Origin of the sequence: Xanthobacter versatilis, from assembly GCF_043193975.1 — a bacterium.
Classification (GTDB): Bacteria; Pseudomonadota; Alphaproteobacteria; order Rhizobiales; family Xanthobacteraceae; genus Xanthobacter; species Xanthobacter autotrophicus_E.
Genome location: NZ_JBAFVB010000012.1, coordinates 1 through 16,041, shown reverse-complemented (window position 1 = coordinate 16,041; position 16,041 = coordinate 1). Strand labels below are relative to the sequence as shown.

Here is a 16,041-nt window from a genome sequence, read left to right as displayed (position 1 = left end):
ACGGAACGGCAGCGCGGGGATGCCGCCGTCCGCGTCTCAGAGCGCGCCCGCGAAGGCGGGGCGCGAAAGGAGATTGCCGGCCACGTCGGCCTCGGCGGTGACGCCATGGGCGGCAGCGATCATCACGCCGGCGACGACCTCGTAGGCATCGGACCAGGCCCGGCGCAGCTCCATGGAGAAGCGGGGACCGAAATAGAGCGACAGGGTCTCGATCAGGGCCGCGCCCACCGTCGCGTAATGGGCGTCGCGCACGCCATAGTGGACATGACGCACGGCGAGCTGCTCCAGCACCGGAACCACCTTGTCCAGGTGCCGCAGCGAGGCGACGACAAGATCCAGCGCGGCGAAGAGCTTCTGCCCCTGCCCCGCCATGTCCGTATCCCCGAACAGCCGCTTCAGCGCCGGATCAAGCACAAACAACCGCTCGTAGAACAGCGCGGCCGCCGCGTCCCGGTCCGTGGAAACCTCGGCGAAGCTGGTTTCGAGAAGCCCGATCTGGTCGTCGTGCATGGCCGTCCTTGCGGTGAACGGGGCGTACTTTGACCGGCATGTGTTGCTGCAGGCGGTCAGCTCTCGGTCCGCCGTGTTTCAGTTGTTTCAGGCAACGGGGCCGCGTCGCGGACGAGAGCCCCGAGGAAGGCGCGCACATCGGCGGGGGTGAACGGCTTCTCGATGAGCGGGCAGCCCGAGCGGGCCAGGAAGCGCCCGGCCGAGGGCCCCAGCGTGTCGCCGGAAATGAACCCGATCCGCGTCGACAGGTCGGGCCGGTGGGAGAGCAACCAGTTGTAGAGGCTGGGGCCATCGCCATCGGGCATGCGGATGTCGCACAAGATGCCGACGAAATCGGCCGGGCGGCCGCCCGGCACGGTCCGCGCCAGCAGCGCCTGCGCCTCCCGGCCGCTGTGCGCCACCACGGCCACATAGCCGCTGCCTTCGGCGATCTCCGCGAGCAGGGCGGCAATGTCCGGCTCGTCGTCGATGATCAGCACCGATCCGAGATGCGCGCCGGCTGCATCATGCGCATACTCCTGCGGGCCGGCTGGCGGCGCTTCGGCGGCGACCTCCTCCAGCGGCAGCTGGATGGTGAACAGGGCGCCACCATCGGGGCCCGTGCCCAGCTCCAGCGTGCCGCCATGGGCCTCGATCAGCCCGCGCGAGACGGCAAGCCCGATCCCGGTGCCGACCCCCTGGGGCTTGGTGGTGAAGAACGGATCGAAGATGCGCGAGCGGATGTTCTCCGCGATGCCCGGGCCATTGTCTGCAACCCGGATCAGCACCGCATTGCGGTCCGCGTCGACCGCCACCGAGACGGCGACGCGCCGCTCGCCGGCCTTCTCTTCCAGCGCCTGCTGGGCATTGACCAGCAGGTTGAGCAGCACCTGGTGGATCTGCCCGGCGTCCAGCATCAGGCGTGGCAGACCGGGCGCGATGTCGAGGGACACCTTCACCCCCGAGGCCCGCATGTTGTAGCCCAGCAGTTCCACGGCCTCACGCGCCACGTCCGCGAGATTGGTGGCCCGGCGCTCCGCCTCGCGCTGGCGCGCCATGTCGAGAAAGCTGCGGACAATCCGCGCGCAACGGTGCGTTGCCGTCTCGATGCGGTCGCAGCGCTGGATCACCTTTTCCAGGGTGGGCAGCCCCCCGGACCGCACATTGGCCTCCTTCAGCACCTGCTCGCGCAGCAGCATGGTCTGGCCGGTGACCACCGACAGCGGGTTGTTCAGCTCATGGGCGACGCCCGCGAGCAGGGAGCCCAGCGCCGCAAGCTTCTCCTTCTGGTGGAGCGCGTTGCGCTGCCGCTTGATCTCCTCCTCCGCCCGCTTGGCGGCGCGCAGGTCGCGCATGTGCGCGGCAAACAGCCGGCGCTCGCCACGGGTCACGTCGGTGATGGCCAGCTCGATGGGGATGCGCGTGCCGTCAGCCAGCAGCGCCGGCAGCTCCAGCCGCCGGCCGATCAGCCGGGTGATGCCGGTTGCGAGGTAGGATCGCATACCTGCCGCGTGGGCGGCGCGCAATTCCGGCGGCACCAGCAGCTCGGCGATGGAGCGGCCGAGGGCCTCCTCCTTCCGGTAGCCGAAGATCTGTTCGGCAGCCGGGTTGAAATCCACCACGGAGCCCTCTTCGTCCACCACCACGATGCCGTCGAGGGCGGTGCCGACGATGGCGGCGTGATAGGCCTCGGCCTCCATCTGCGCCTGCGTGCGCCGGACGATCTCCATCTCCTGGTGCTTCATGTCGGTGAGGTCGCGGCCGACGCCGAAGCAGCCGACCACCGGGCCGGTGAGGTCCACCCGGTAGGGCGAGATCACCTCCTCCAGGTATCGCTTGCCGAGGCGGCCGTAATCCACCCAGGCCACACGCCTCACCTGCTCGCCGCCGAACACCCTCTCCATCAGCGGAGCGTAGGACTCGAACACGCTGGGCTCGAGGAAGTCCTGCACGGGCCGGTCGATCACCTCGTCCCGGCTGCGCCCGAGAAAGTCCATGAACTCCTGGTTGGCGAAGCGGCAGACGCCGGAGCTGTCCAGCAGCACCGCGCGGCCGGGGATGGACTGGAACAGCGCCGTGAACAGGCCGAGGTCGGACAGCCGGACGAGGCTCGCATCGCCGCTGCCGTCCGGCACGATCTCCTGCGTGTCGAGAGCCGATGTCATCGCGTCCTCCTGCACCGCCGTCTTGCGGCACCACCGGCTTGGACTTGCGCGACGGGGCCGGGAGCCGTGCCACGCTCGCTTCGACAAGGTTGAGTAAGCCAGCATTGTTTCAGCCCGGTTTCAACCCGATCACCCCGCGCGGGCTGCGCCCTCCGGGGTCGCCCGCAATTGATCGCACCGGACGGCCTTGTCATTCTCCCGTGCGCCAAGCTCGGCTATCTCCATGCGGACGGGTCACAAGCCGGGACGGCGGCGCAAGGATTCGCGCTCCGACATCGGCCGGACATGCGAATATGAGGCACCATGCCGGGACCCGCGCATGGTCGCGGGATCGGGGGAGCACCTTGAACATCGTCTCCGAGACCTCCCGGCAGAAGCGACCCGTCAGCCTGCGCACCTTCTGGACCCAGCCCCCCGAAGCGACCTGCGCCTTGCTGGGCTGCGGGCACGACGGCCTAAGCACCGATGATGCCGCCGGCCGGCTTGCGCAATACGGGCCGAACAGCGACGTGGAGGCGAAGGCCGACAGCCTCGCCCGCGCCATCTTCCGCCGCTTGCTGGAGCCCCTCTCCCTCATCCTGCTTGCCGCCGGCATCGTCTCGGTGCTGACCGGCGATGCGGTGGGCGGGTCGATCATCGTGGTGATCCTGGTGGTCTCCATCGGGCTCGACACGGTACAGGAAGGCCATGCCGCCCGGACGGCGGAGATCCTGCGCCGCTCAGTGGCGCTCAAGGCCGAGGTCAAGCGCGACGGCGTCTTCCGCGAGATCGAGGTGGACCAGGTGGTCCCCGGCGACCTCCTGCGGGTGCGGGCGGGCGACATCATCCCCGCCGATGCGCTGATCCTCGAAAGCCGTGCCTTCACCGCCGGCGAGGCCGCCCTCACCGGCGAGCCCTATCCGGTGGAGAAACGCGCCGGCCCGAGCGCGGGTGAAAGCCCGGGCGAGGCCACCAACGCCCTGTTCCGCGGTGCCGTGGCGCAGACCGGAGAGGCGCTCGCGCTCGTCGTCAGCACCGGTCGCAACACCGTGTTCGGTGCCGCCGCCTCGGCCCTGGCGCAGGCGCAGCTGCCCTCGCCGTTCGAGCGCGACCTGCACCAGTTCGGCCTCGTGATCGCCCGCCTGACGCTCGGCCTCGTGCTCGTCGTGCTGGCCACCCGGGTGGCGTTCGGACGCCCCGCGCTCGATTCGCTGATGTTCGCCGTGGCCCTGGCCGTCGGCCTGACGCCCGAACTCCTGCCCATGATCACCACCGTGACCCTGGCCCGCGGTGCCATGCGGATGGCCTCCCGCAAGGTCATCGTCAAGCGGCTGGCCTCGATCCACGATCTGGGTGCCATGACGGTGCTGTGCACCGACAAGACCGGCACCCTGACCTCCGCCGAGATCACGCTGGCCCGCAGCCTCGATGCGGCGGGAGCCGCCGACCCGCGCGCCGCCCGGCTCGGCGCCGTCGCCGCGGACCTCGGTGGCGATCGCGGCGCGCTCGATGCGGCGCTGGTGGCAAGTTCCGTCGATGCCGCAAAAGGCTGGGCGCTGTCGGGCCGGCAGGCCTTCGATTTCTCCCGCCGGCTGGGGTCGGTCCTCGCCGCCGGACCCGAGGGTCCGCTGCTGATCGTGAAGGGCGCGCCGGAGGCGGTGCTTGCCCTGTGCACGACGCAGCGGGCCGGCGATGTCCGCTCCCCCATGGGCGAGACCGAGCGCGCGCTTGCCCTCGAAGCCGTCCATGCCATGGCCCGGGAGGGGCTGCGGACCATCGCCATCGCGTCGCGGGCATGGTCCGGTGCCACCCATGAGATCGAGGCCGACGACGAGAGGGAGCTGGTGTTCGAGGGCCTGTGCGCCTTCGCCGATCCGCCCAAGGCCACGGCGGCCACCGCCATCGCCCGGCTCGGCGCCGCCGGCGTGCGGCTGAAGATCCTGTCCGGCGACGATCCCATCGTGGTGAAGCGCCTCGCCGGCCTCGTCGGGCTGAACACGCAGACGGTCCTGTCCGGCACCGACATCGCCGCACTGAGCGACGACGCACTTGCCGTGCAGGTGCAGACCGTGGACGCCTACGGGCGCCTCGCCCCCGACCAGAAGTCGCGCATCGTCAAGGCCCTACAGGCCCGCGGCGAGGTGGTCGGCTTTCTCGGCGACGGCATCAACGACGCCCCGGCCCTGAAGGGGGCGGACATCGGCCTGTCGGTGGCGGGGGCGACGGGCGTCGCCCAGGCTGCGGCCGACATGATCCTGCTCGCCTCGGACCTCGAAGTGGTGGCCGATGGCGTCCAGGAAGGCCGGCGGACCTTCGCCAACATCCTCAAGTACGTGCGCATGGGTGCGAGTTCCAACTTCGGCAACATGTTGTCCATGGCGGTGGCCTCCATGGCCTTGCCGTTCCTGCCCATGCTGCCGACGCAGATCCTGCTCAACAACCTGCTCTACGATCTCTCGGAGATCGGCATCCCGTTCGACGACGTGCGCCCGGAGGCGACACAGCGGCCGCAGGTCTGGGACATGCACGGCCTGCTGCGCTTCGCCGGGGTGATGGGGCCGCTCTCCTCGCTGTTCGATTTCCTGACCTTCGGCGCCCTGCTGTTCGTGTTCCACGCCACGCCCGATGCATTCCGCACCGCGTGGTTCCTGGAATCCATGGCGACGCAGATCCTCGTCATCTTCATCATCCGCACCAATGGCCGGCCGTGGCAGGACCTGCCCAGCCCGGCGCTGGCCATCTCCTCTCTGGTGGCGCTGCTGGCGGCGATTGCGCTGCCCTTCACGCCCATGGGCGCCTGGTTCGGCTTCGAGGCGCCGCCGCCCGCCATGATCCTCGGCATCGCCGGCGTGGTCGTCACCTATCTTGTCTGCGCCGAGCTGCTGAAGCCCCTGGCCTTGAGCGGGCGAAAGCGCATCGGGGTCTCGCCCGGCGCACCGTGACACGCGACCATTGTACCCAACCGGTCACACCCTGCCGGCGCCGGCGCGGTGGCTGTCCTCGACCAGGGCGATTAGGTCCTGCCGGATCGACAGGGTGCGGCTGTAGAGGCCGATGGTGCGTGACGGCTGGGGCGGCGGCAGCGGCAGGCTCACCACCTTCGCCCCTTCAAGGCGCGGCCCGGTCCAGTCGGGGATGATAGCCACGCCGAGGCCGGCGGAGACCATGGCCACGATCCCGTCCAGGGCATCGAGCTCAATCCTCTCGCGCACCACGATCCCGGTGGTGCGCAGAAAGCGGTCGACGATCCGGCCGCCCCAATTGCGCCGGTCGTAGCGGATGAAGGCCTCGCTGGAGAGCAGCGCAATGGGGTCGCGTCCAGCGCAGGCGGGGGGTGCGATCAGCACCAGCGGTTCGACGGCCCAGGGGCTGAAGCGCTCGCCCTTGCGCAAAGGCGCAGGGGGTTCGACCACGATGGCGGCGTCAAGCGAACCATCCAGCACCCGCTCGCACAGGTCGAGAGAGGTTCCCGGCTCGATCATCACGTCCAGGTCGGGATGACGCTGCGTGAGGGTGCACAGCAACGGCGGCAGAATCCCGGTGCTGGCAGTGGCGATGGTGCCCAGCCGCAGTTCGCCGGAGATGCCGCCGCTGGCGGTGGCCCGCCTCTGGAGGTCGGTGGCCTGGTCGACCATGGCTCGCAGCCCAGGCAGCAGCCGCGCCGCCGAAGCAGTCGGCGCGATGCTGCGCCCCGCCCGGCCGATCAGCACCGTGCCAAGCTCGCTCTCCAGCGTCTTGATCCGGAGCGCCACGGCCCCGGCAGTCAGGCCGAGCCGGCGCGCCGCAGCGGCGATGGACCGCTCCTCGATGACGGTGATTGCGGTCCTGACGAACTCAGTGTCCATCCGCAGTTTTCCTGATGACTGAAGTCAGATACCCGCAGCTTTTATCGCCTATCGCCCTGTCGTAACAAGGGGCCGCACAGGAGATCGCCCCATGTCGCTTCCCTCCCCCTCGCTTCGCCCCTTCCACCTCGCCTTCCCGGTCCACGATCTTGCCGCCGCCCGCGCCTTCTATGGCGAAAAGCTCGGCTGCCCCGAGGGGCGCAGCTCCGACGAATGGATCGATTTCGATTTCTACGGCCACCAGATCGTCGCCCATGTGGTGCCGGGCATGGCCGAGGCGGACCGCGGCGGCAACGCGGTGGACGGCCATCACGTGCCCGTGCCGCACTTCGGCGTGGTGCTGAAGATGGCCGACTGGCAGGCCCTCGCCGACCGGCTGACGGCTGCGGGCACCCACTTCGACATCGAGCCCTACGTCCGCTTCAAGGGCCAGCCCGGCGAGCAGGCCACCATGTTCTTCCGCGACCCGAGCGGCAACGCCATCGAGATCAAGGCGTTCGAGGACCTGGGCCAGCTGTTCGCCAAGTGAATGTGAGGCTTGAAGCCCGGAAGGATCGGCGCGGGTTCAGCCCCGCGTCGCGCCCCGGGCCTTCTCATAGCGCTTGATCACGCGCTCCCGCTTCAGTCGCGAGAGCCTCTGAATCCAGAACACGCCGTCGAGCTGGTCGATCTCGTGCTGGTGGCAGACCGCCCGCAGGCCATCGGCCTCCTCGAGGTGTTCGGCGCCGCTCAGGTCCTGGTAGCGCACGCGGACGCGCGCCGGGCGCTCCACCTCCTCCGTCACGCCGGGCATGGACACGCTGCCTTCCGGATGCCGGATCACCTCGGCCGAGGCCCATACGATCTGCGGATTGATATAGGCGCGCACGCCGTCCTCCGCCGAAAGCTCCAGCACCACCACCCGCTGGCCGATGCCGATATGCGGTGCCGTGATCCCGATCCCCGGCGCCGCACGCAGGGTATCGAGCAGGTCGGCGACCAAATTTGCCAGCGCATCATCGAAGACCGTCACAGGCGCGGCTACGCTGCGCAGGCGCGCATCCGGGAAGGTGATGATCTGCCTTGCCGTCACGATCCGCCGCCTCGCTCTGCCGCTTCTCCGGCACGTCGGTGGAAGCCCTGACGGTCCGAGTGCCTCGACCACCAGCCGACGGCGGCGAAGACCGTCTTCGCAGAACCTCCGCGCCCTCCGCCAGCAAGAGGTCGGTGGAATGGCAGATCCGGTCCTTCCGTTCAAGTCTTCGACGGACGCCTCAGGCTGCAGTTTCGGAGCTGCGCACCCGGGAAGATGAAACTGAGAACAGCGATGTCCCTGTTTATACCGCGGCTGTGACAATCGAAGCTACGATCATCGTCGGCCGGGACCCAAACCGTCTGTGAATTTTACGAATGGCATTAAGCACCCAGCAGGATTCCTGTCCTCGCCTATCTATATTCGGCGCGTTGATGGAATATAAAAACGATCTGCCTAGCGATCTCTTTGGGCGACAGGCGTCCCTCACGATACCATGAGCTGGTATTATTGAGCAGCGTTAGCAGAAGAAGCCGGTATACGCTGCGATCGATCAGCGGACTCAAGGGCAGATCAGCGACAAGATCCGAGAAGATCTTCTCGAAGCTGTCACGCCGGGCGATAAGCTGCTCGCGCACCTCGGCGGGGACCGCCTGAAGGTCGTTCATGAGTGGCATCGTGATGGAATGGGGATCGAGCTGGATCTCCAGCATGGTCACGCATGCCGCCTCCAGCCGGTCCCAGGGGTCGGTCTGCACCTCGACGGCGGCTCGAATGCGGTCACCCGCCACTTCGAGCGCGATGTCGTGGATGCGCACGAACAGCGCTTCCTTCGACTTGATGTAGTGGTAGAGCGAGCCCCCGAGCAATCCGACCCGTTCGCCGATCTCGCGCACCGAGGTGGCCGCGTAGCCGCGCTCCGCGAACAGGCTTGCCGCCGCCTCCAGCACGTCCCGGTGGCGGGGACTGAGTTCACCCTGGAACAGTTCGCTGGCGAACCTGTTCTGCCGCCTCTCCTCGCCTTTGGCGGCGGTCTTCCTGGCGGCGGTCTTGCGTGGCATTCACCTGGTCCTGCGGTCCCGATTCTGGCGGCCTGTCGCGACCGGGGGCATCCGGTCCGCGCCCCTGATTTCGCTTTGTCCTGTCTTAGTGCGACCTCCGCTTTGAGGAAAGCACGTCAACGCGACGTGTGGTAGCCGCTGCTGGGTTGCATGTTGTACCAATCGTTTGGTACATAGCAAGCATCAGGGCAAGCCTTGGGGGTGTGATCAGGTGCGGCTGCGGTCGAACCGGATCACCCCCCTCCCCTGCCGACACGACCTCTTGTCCTGCACTGCCTCCAGCGAACCCGTGCCGGCGTCGGGCCGGCCAAGGAACGAGAATGGCCCACGCTTTCATCGTCGATTACGCGCGCAGCCCCTTCGCCCCGGCCTACAAAGGCGCCCTCGCGGGCATCCGCCCGGACGACCTTGCCGCCGGTGTCATCTCCACCGTCGTCGGCCGCTCGGGCCTCGATCCCGCGACCCTCGAGGACGTTATCCTCGGCTGCGCCTTCGCGGAGGGGGAGCAGGGCCTCAATATCGCCCGCTGCGCCAGCCTCATCGCCGGCCTGCCGCTGAGCGTCGGTGGCTCCACGGTAAACCGCTGGTGCGGCTCCTCCATGCAGGCGGTGCAGATGGCCACAGGCGCCATCGCCATGGGAGCCGGCGAGGCCTTCATCGCCGGCGGCATCGAGAGCATGACCAAGGTGCCCATGATGGGCTTCAATCCCATGCCCAATCCGCGCTGGGACGATGCCCTGCGCGCCGCATTCCTGAACATGGGCCTCACCGCCGAAAATCTCGCTGACCGTTACGCCATCTCCCGCGAGGCCCAGGACACCTATGCCGCCGCGAGCCAGGACAAGGCCGCCACAGCGCAGGCCGATGGGCGCCTCGCCGCCGAGATCGCACCGGTGGCGACGCCGGCCGGGACGGTGGACAAGGACGGCTGCGTGCGCGGCGGCACCACCGTCGACAAGCTCGGGACCCTCAAGGCGGTGTTCAAGGCGGGGGGCTCGGTCACGGCTGGCAATTCCTCTCCGCTGACCGACGGCGCCTCGGCGACCCTGATCGTCTCCGAGGATTTCGCCCGCCGGCACAATCTCGCGCCGCTGGCGCGGGTGGCGGGCTATGCGGTGTCCGGCTGCGCGCCCGAGATCATGGGTATCGGCCCGGTGGAGGCCACCCGCAAGGCCCTCGCCCGCGCCGGCATCACGGCGGCCGCCCTCGACGTGATCGAGATGAACGAGGCGTTCGCGGTCCAGGTGCTGGCCTGCTGCGCCGACCTCGACATCGATCCCGCCCGTCTCAATCGCGACGGTGGCGCCATCGCGCTGGGCCATCCGCTGGGCGCCACCGGCGCGCGCCTGGTGGGCAAGGCGGCGCAGCTCCTGAAGCGCGACGGCGGACGCTATGGCCTTGCCACCCAGTGCATCGGTGGCGGGCAGGGCATCGCCCTCGTGCTGGAGGCGGCGTGATGGGCCAGATCCGCAAGGCCGGCGTCATCGGCGCCGGCGTCATGGGCTCGGGCATCACCGCCCACCTCGCCAATGCCGGGCTCGACGTGGTGCTGCTGGACGTGGAGGCGGCGACCGCCGCCGCGGCGGTGACAAAGCAGCTGAAGGCTGGCGGCTTCATGGATGCCGCCTTCGCCGAGCGGGTCGTCACCGGCTCGGTGAGCGGCGACATGCCGATGCTGTCCGACGCCGACCTGATCATCGAGGCGGTGGCCGAGCGGCTCGACGTGAAGCAGGGCCTCTATGGCCGCATCGAAGCGGTGCGCAAGCCGGGCTCCATTGTCAGTTCGAACACCTCCACCATCCCGCTGTCGGCGCTGGTGGAGGGCCTGCCAGAGGGCTTTGCCGCCGACTTCCTCGTCACCCATTTCTTCAACCCGCCACGCACCATGCCCCTGCTGGAGCTGGTGGCGGGGCCCCGGACCCGGCCCGAGGCGCTGGAAACGATCCGCGACTTCGGCGACCGAGTCCTCGGCAAGAGCGTGGTCGTTTGCCGCGACACGCCCGGCTTCATAGCCAACCGCGTCGGCAATTACTGGATGGCCGCCGCGGTAAACGAGGCCATCGCCCTGGGACTTGACGTGGAAGTGGCGGACGCAGCCATCTCGAAGCCCTTCGGTATCCCGAAGACCGGTATTTTCGGGCTCATGGACCTGGTGGGGATCGACCTCATGTCGATGGTGCTGCGCTCCCTGCACGACGCGCTGCCGCCGTCCGACCCCATGCAGGACTATCCCGCCGAGCCTGCGCTCGTCGCCCGCATGGTCGGCGAGAAGCGCCTCGGCCGCAAAAGCGGCGCCGGCTTCGTCAAGCTCTCGGCCGATCGCAAGAGCCGGGAGGTGACGGATCTCGTCACCGGCGCATATCGCCCGCAGAAGAAGGTGGAGAGCGACGCCCTCGACGCCGCCAAAGGCGACGCCCGCGCGCTGATGCAGCATGACGGCGCCGCCGGGCGTTATGCCTCGGCGGTGATGGAAAAGGCGCTGGCCTATGCCGCCCGCGTCACGCCCGAGATCGCCGACGGACCGGATGCGGTGGATACGGCCATGCGCGGCGGCTATGGCTGGGCGAAAGGGCCGTTTGAGCTGATCGATCAGCTGGGGGCCGGCTGGCTTGTTGCGCGCCTTGAGAAACGCGGCGTTCCGGTGCCCCACTTTCTCGCCAAAGCGGCGGCTGCGGGCGGCTTCTACGCCATCGAGAACGGCGCGCGCACCTGCCTGCTGCCAGACGGTACCCGCCGCAAGGTCGCGCAGGCCGATGGGGTCATCACCCTGGCCGCGGTCCAGCTTGCCTCCAAGCCTGTCGAGGACTGGGGCACGGCCCGGCTGTGGGATCTGGGCGACGGCATCGCCTGCTTCGAGATCCGCAGCAAGATGAATACCTTCGGCGCTGCTGTGCTGGACGCGCTGGAGGCGACGCTGGCCCGCGTCCAGCAGAGCTTCAAGGGCCTCGTCATCGGCTCCGATGCGCCGCTGTTCAGCGCCGGCGCGGACATCCGCGTGTTCCTTGAAACCGTGGAGACGAATGGGCCTGCCGCCTTCGGCGCATCCATCGATCGCGGCCACCGGCTGTTCAAGGCGGTGAAATATGCCCCCTTCCCGGTGGTGGGCGCGGCCGTGGGCCTCGCCTTCGGCGGCGGCTGCGAGCTGCTGCTGCACTGCCGGGCCATCCAGGCCCATGCGGAACTGACCATCGGCCTCGTGGAGCCCCGCATCGGCGTGGTGCCCGGCTGGGGCGGCTGCAAGGAGATGCTGCTACGTTTCGCCGAAGGCCATGCGAGCGCGAAGGGCCCGGTGGCACCGGCGCTCGCCGCCTTCGGCGTGATCGCGCCGGCAAAGGTCTCCAGTAGCGCGTTCGAGGCCCGCCGCCTCGGCTTTCTGCGCCCCACCGATGGCATCACCATGAACCGCGACCGCCTGCTCGCCGATGCCAAGGCGAAAGCCCTTGCGCTGGCGGAGGATTACGCCCCGCCCGCGCCGCCGAGCCTCACCCTGTCCGGCCCCTCCGGCGCCTCGGCCCTGCGCAACGTGCTCGACACCGAGGCCATGGCTGGCCGCCTCACCGCCCATGACCTTGTGGTGGGCGAGGCCCTCGCGAACGTGCTTACCGGCGGCCCCGATGCCGATCCCGCCCGGCCGGTCGGCGAGGACGCGGTGACGGCGCTGGAGCGCGCCGCCTTCATCGCCCTGCTCGGCGAGCCAGCCACGCTGGAGCGCATCCGCCACATGCTCGCGACCGGAAAGCCCCTGCGCAACTGACCTTCGACGCAAACCCATTTCGAGGCAAAACCCATGGCCACCTATACCGCGCCCGTCGACGACATCGGCTTCCTGCTGACGCGCGTTTTCGACTTCGATGCCACCATGGCCGGCCTGCCCGGCTTCGAGGAGGTGAATGCCGAACTGGCGGTGAGCGTGCTGGAGGAGGCCGGCAAGTTCGCGGCCGGCGTGCTGGAGCCCCTCAACCGTCCCGGCGACGAGGAGGGCTGCACCCTTGAGAACGGCCTCGTGACCACGCCCAAGGGCGTTGCGGATGCGTATCGCGCCTTCGCCGACGCCGGCTGGTGCTCGCTCTCCGGGAATCCCGAATATGGCGGGCAGGGCCTGCCCCGGGTGCTGCAGCTCCTCCTCGACGAGATGCTGTCCTCGGCCAATCTGTCCTTCGGCCTGTTCCCCGGCCTCACCCGCGGCGCGGTGGAGGCCATCGGCCACCATGCCAGCGCGGAACTGAAGGCTACCTACCTGCCGAAGATGATCTCCGGCGAGTGGACCGGCGCCATGGCCCTCACCGAGGCATCCGCCGGCACTGACCTCGGCCTGCTCAATACCCGCGCCGTGCCAAATGGCGACGGCAGCTATGCCATCACCGGCACCAAGATCTTCATTTCCTCGGGCGACCAGGACTTCGGCGGCAACGTCATCCATCTGGTGCTCGCGCGCCTGCCCGATGCGCCGAAGGGCGTGAAGGGCATCAGCCTCTTCCTTGCCCCCAAGTTCCTCGTCCATGCGGACGGCAGCCTCGGCGCCCGCAACGGCGTGAATGTCGGCGCGCTGGAACACAAGATGGGGATTCACGCCCAGCCCACCTGCGTCATGAACTATGATGGCGCCACCGGCTGGCTGGTGGGCGAGCCGGGTCGCGGGCTCAACGCCATGTTCACCATGATGAACGCGGAACGCCTGTTCGTCGGCATCCAGGGCCTCGGCATCGCCGAAGCGGCCAACCAGAAGGCCGTGGCCTACGCCCGTGAGCGCCTGCAGGGCCACGGCGCCGACGGCACGCCGGGCCCGGTCGCGATCATCAACCATCCCGACGTGCGCAAGATGCTGCTCACGGGACGCGCTTTCGCCGACGCCGCGCGGGCGCTCGCGGTGTGGACGGCGCTCCAGATGGACATCGCCGACCGCCATCCCGACGCCACGGTGCGCCGCGAGGCCGATGCGCTGGTGGCGCTCCTGACCCCGGTGGTCAAGGCCGCCTTCACCGATTTCGGCTTCGAGACGGCGGTGGCGTCCCAGCAGGTGCTGGGCGGGCACGGCTACATCCGCGAATGGGGCATGGAGCAATTTGTGCGCGACGCGCGCATCGCCCAGATCTACGAGGGCACCAACGGTGTGCAGGCGCTGGACCTCGTGGGCCGCAAGCTCGGGCTGGAAGGCGGAAAGCTGCCGCAGCGCTTCTTCGACCTCATCAAGGCCGACCTCGACGCCGCCCTGCCCTCCGCCGGCGCCGCGCTGGTGACGCCGGTGGTCGAGGCCCTGGCCCGGCTTCAGGGCGCGACGGCGCGCCTCGCCACAAATGGCGGCGCCGTCGAGGCCGGCGCGGCGGCCACCGACTACCTGCGCCTGTTCGCCCTCGTCGCCCTCGGCTGGATGTGGGTCCGCATGGCTGCCGCCGCGACGGACGAGGAAGCCACTCCGGTGGCGCAGCGCAAGGCGGTTCTCGCGCGCTTCTTCGTCGAGCGCATGCTGCCGCAGACGCTGGGCCTCGACGCCGCCCTCGCCCACGGCGCGCCCTCGCTGATGGCACTCCACGCCGACGCCTTTTGACCCACCACACGCCACACGACCAACGGCCAATAGAAAATCAACGACGGAGGGAAGCGATGCTCGGAACGATGATGGATGTCCCGCTGCTGTTGTCCTCGATCCTGCGGCATGCGGAGGCCTACCACAGCGACAGTGAGGTGGTTTCGGCGACGGTGGAAGGCGGGCTTCACCGTTACACCTACGGCGAGATGTCGAAGCGCAGCCGCAAGCTCGCCAACGCCCTGACGCGTCTTGGCCTGAAAACCGGTGACCGCGTCGGCACCCTGGCCTGGAACGGCTACCGCCACCTGGAGCTCTACTACGGCGTCTCCGGCTCCGGCTTCGTGTGCCACACCATCAATCCGCGCCTGTTCCGCGAGCAGATCGCCTACATCATCGCCCATGCCGAAGACAGCGTGCTGTTCTTCGACCTGACCTTCCTGCCCATCGTGGAAGAACTGGCGGACCAGCTGAAAGGGCTCAGGGCTCTGGTGGCCATGACCGACGAGGCGCACATGCCCGCCTCCCAGGTCCTTCCGGGTCTGCAGTGTTACGAGACGCTCATCGCCGGCGAGCCGGATACGTTCGACTGGCCGGCCTTCAGCGAGAACACCGCCTCCGGCCTGTGCTACACCTCCGGCACCACGGGCGACCCCAAGGGCGTGCTCTACTCCCATCGCTCATGCGTGCTGCACGCCATGGCGATCGCCATGCCCGACGCGCTGGGGCTCTCCGCCAGCGACGTGGTCTGCCCCATCGTGCCCATGTTCCATGTGAACGCCTGGGGCCTGCCATTCGCCGCGCCCATGGTGGGGGCAAAGCTGGTGCTGCCCGGCGCCCACCTCGACGGCGCCAGCCTGCACGCTTTGTTCGAGGGCGAGGGCGTCTCCTTCACCGCCGGGGTGCCCACCGTGTGGCTCGGCCTGCTCGACTGGATGGACACCCACGCCCGCAGCTTCTCGGCACTGAAGCGGGTGGTGATCGGCGGGTCGGCCATCCCACCCATCATGATCAGCCGGTTCCACAACATGGGCGTGGAAGTGCGCCAGGCATGGGGCATGACGGAGACCAGTCCGGTGGGTCTCTCCGCTGCGCTCAAGCCCAAGCACAGGACGTTGCCGCCGGAAGAGCGCCTCGCCCTCGAGTGCAAGCAGGGCCGGCCGTTGTTCGGCATGGAATTCCGCGTGGCCGGGTCCGGCGGCAGCGAGGTGGCGCACGACGGCAGGAGCTTCGGCTCCATGCTGGTCCGCGGCCCCTGGGTGGCGCAGGCCTATTTCAATACGCCGACGAGTGCGGCCCATGCGGACTACCCCGGCTGGTTCGACACCGGCGACGTGGTGACCATGGACCAGGAGGGCTTCATCCAGATCGTCGACCGCACCAAGGATGTGGTGAAGTCCGGCGGCGAGTGGATCTCCTCCATCGACCTCGAAAACATCGCCCAGGCTCATCCGGCCATCCAGGAAGCCGCCATCGTCGCGCGCCCCGATGCACGCTGGGGCGAGCGGCCGGTGCTGGTGGCGGTGCTGAAGCCGGGCGCCACCTTCTCCCGCGCCGACATGCGCGCCCATTACGAAGGCAAGATCTCCAAGTGGTGCATGCCGGATGACGTGTTGATCGTGCCCGAGCTGCCTCACACCGCCACTGGGAAGCTCTCCAAGAAGGCGATCCGCGAGATCATCCTCGATGAGATCAAGCATCGCTCGCCCGACCTCGGTATCGGCTCCTGAAGGGGCCGCGACGCTCCTGCCCCCATCTGCGGCCCGAGGTGGCGCTGAACGCCACCCGTCGCGTTCATCTTCACAAAGGGGGGCATGCTCGACTGACGTGCTCCCCGTTTCTAGGCTCAGGACTCACTGATCAGAGCCAGAAGCTGACGGTCGCGGCGATGCGGATGGCAGAGAAGAAGGTGTGGGGGCATCGGTCGTAGCGTGTGGCGATGCGCCTCACTCGGTCTGTAGTTGGT

11 protein-coding genes are annotated in these 16,041 nt (G+C 68.7%); 6 read left to right on the top strand and 5 right to left on the bottom strand.

Annotation, left to right across the window (positions count from 1 at the left end):
* Nucleotides 1-36 precede the first annotated feature (36 nt).
* Nucleotides 37-510, bottom strand: coding sequence for a globin family protein (locus tag V5F66_RS19345; RefSeq protein ID WP_394094522.1), 474 nt, complete (start codon nt 508-510; stop codon nt 37-39).
* A gap of 56 nt (nt 511-566) precedes the next feature.
* Nucleotides 567-2,654, bottom strand: coding sequence for a PAS domain S-box protein (locus V5F66_RS19340; protein ID WP_394094521.1), 2,088 nt, complete (start codon nt 2,652-2,654; stop codon nt 567-569).
* A 389-nt stretch (nt 2,655-3,043) separates the two neighbouring features.
* Here V5F66_RS19340 and mgtA point away from each other — a divergent pair, with 389 nt between their 5' ends.
* Nucleotides 3,044-5,575: a magnesium-translocating P-type ATPase gene (gene mgtA, locus V5F66_RS19335; RefSeq protein WP_394094578.1), complete on the top strand. Its 2,532-nt coding sequence runs from the start codon at nt 3,044-3,046 to the stop codon at nt 5,573-5,575.
* 24 nt (nt 5,576-5,599) lie between these two features.
* Here the strand turns inward: mgtA and V5F66_RS19330 are convergent, their stop codons facing one another.
* Nucleotides 5,600-6,478, bottom strand: a complete 879-nt coding sequence (locus V5F66_RS19330; protein ID WP_012112651.1) for a LysR family transcriptional regulator — start codon at nt 6,476-6,478, stop codon at nt 5,600-5,602.
* A gap of 91 nt (nt 6,479-6,569) precedes the next feature.
* Between V5F66_RS19330 and V5F66_RS19325 the strand changes: the two genes are divergently transcribed.
* Entirely contained in the window at nt 6,570-7,007 is a 438-nt protein-coding gene (locus V5F66_RS19325; protein ID WP_394008991.1) for a VOC family protein, read from the top strand.
* A 36-nt stretch (nt 7,008-7,043) separates the two neighbouring features.
* Here the strand turns inward: V5F66_RS19325 and V5F66_RS19320 are convergent, their stop codons facing one another.
* Both V5F66_RS19320 and V5F66_RS19315 read right to left on the bottom strand, forming a co-directional pair.
* Nucleotides 7,044-7,550 (bottom strand): peptide deformylase, encoded by a 507-nt coding sequence (locus V5F66_RS19320; RefSeq protein WP_394053493.1) that lies wholly within the window; start codon nt 7,548-7,550, stop codon nt 7,044-7,046.
* 353 nt (nt 7,551-7,903) lie between these two features.
* Nucleotides 7,904-8,551 carry a TetR/AcrR family transcriptional regulator gene (locus tag V5F66_RS19315; RefSeq protein ID WP_394053495.1) on the bottom strand — a complete coding sequence of 216 codons (648 nt, stop codon included), beginning with the start codon at nt 8,549-8,551 and terminating at the stop codon, nt 7,904-7,906.
* Nucleotides 8,552-8,871: 320 nt separating this feature from the next.
* On the opposite strand from V5F66_RS19315, the gene V5F66_RS19310 reads away from it, so the two are divergent.
* The 4 genes from V5F66_RS19310 to V5F66_RS19295 are packed head-to-tail and all read left to right on the top strand — an operon-like array spanning nt 8,872 to nt 15,805.
* Nucleotides 8,872-10,008 carry a thiolase family protein gene (locus V5F66_RS19310; protein WP_394094520.1) on the top strand — a complete coding sequence of 379 codons (1,137 nt, stop codon included), beginning with the start codon at nt 8,872-8,874 and terminating at the stop codon, nt 10,006-10,008.
* Complete coding sequence (locus V5F66_RS19305) at nt 10,008-12,305, top strand: 3-hydroxyacyl-CoA dehydrogenase/enoyl-CoA hydratase family protein (protein ID WP_394094519.1); 2,298 nt, start codon at nt 10,008-10,010, stop codon at nt 12,303-12,305. Before V5F66_RS19310 ends, V5F66_RS19305 begins: the two co-directional genes overlap by 1 nt.
* 33 nt (nt 12,306-12,338) lie before the next feature.
* Entirely contained in the window at nt 12,339-14,096 is a 1,758-nt protein-coding gene (locus V5F66_RS19300; protein WP_394094518.1) for an acyl-CoA dehydrogenase C-terminal domain-containing protein, read from the top strand.
* A gap of 56 nt (nt 14,097-14,152) precedes the next feature.
* Nucleotides 14,153-15,805 (top strand): long-chain-fatty-acid--CoA ligase, encoded by a 1,653-nt coding sequence (locus V5F66_RS19295; protein WP_394094517.1) that lies wholly within the window; start codon nt 14,153-14,155, stop codon nt 15,803-15,805.
* The last annotated feature ends 236 nt before the right edge of the window (nt 15,806-16,041 follow it).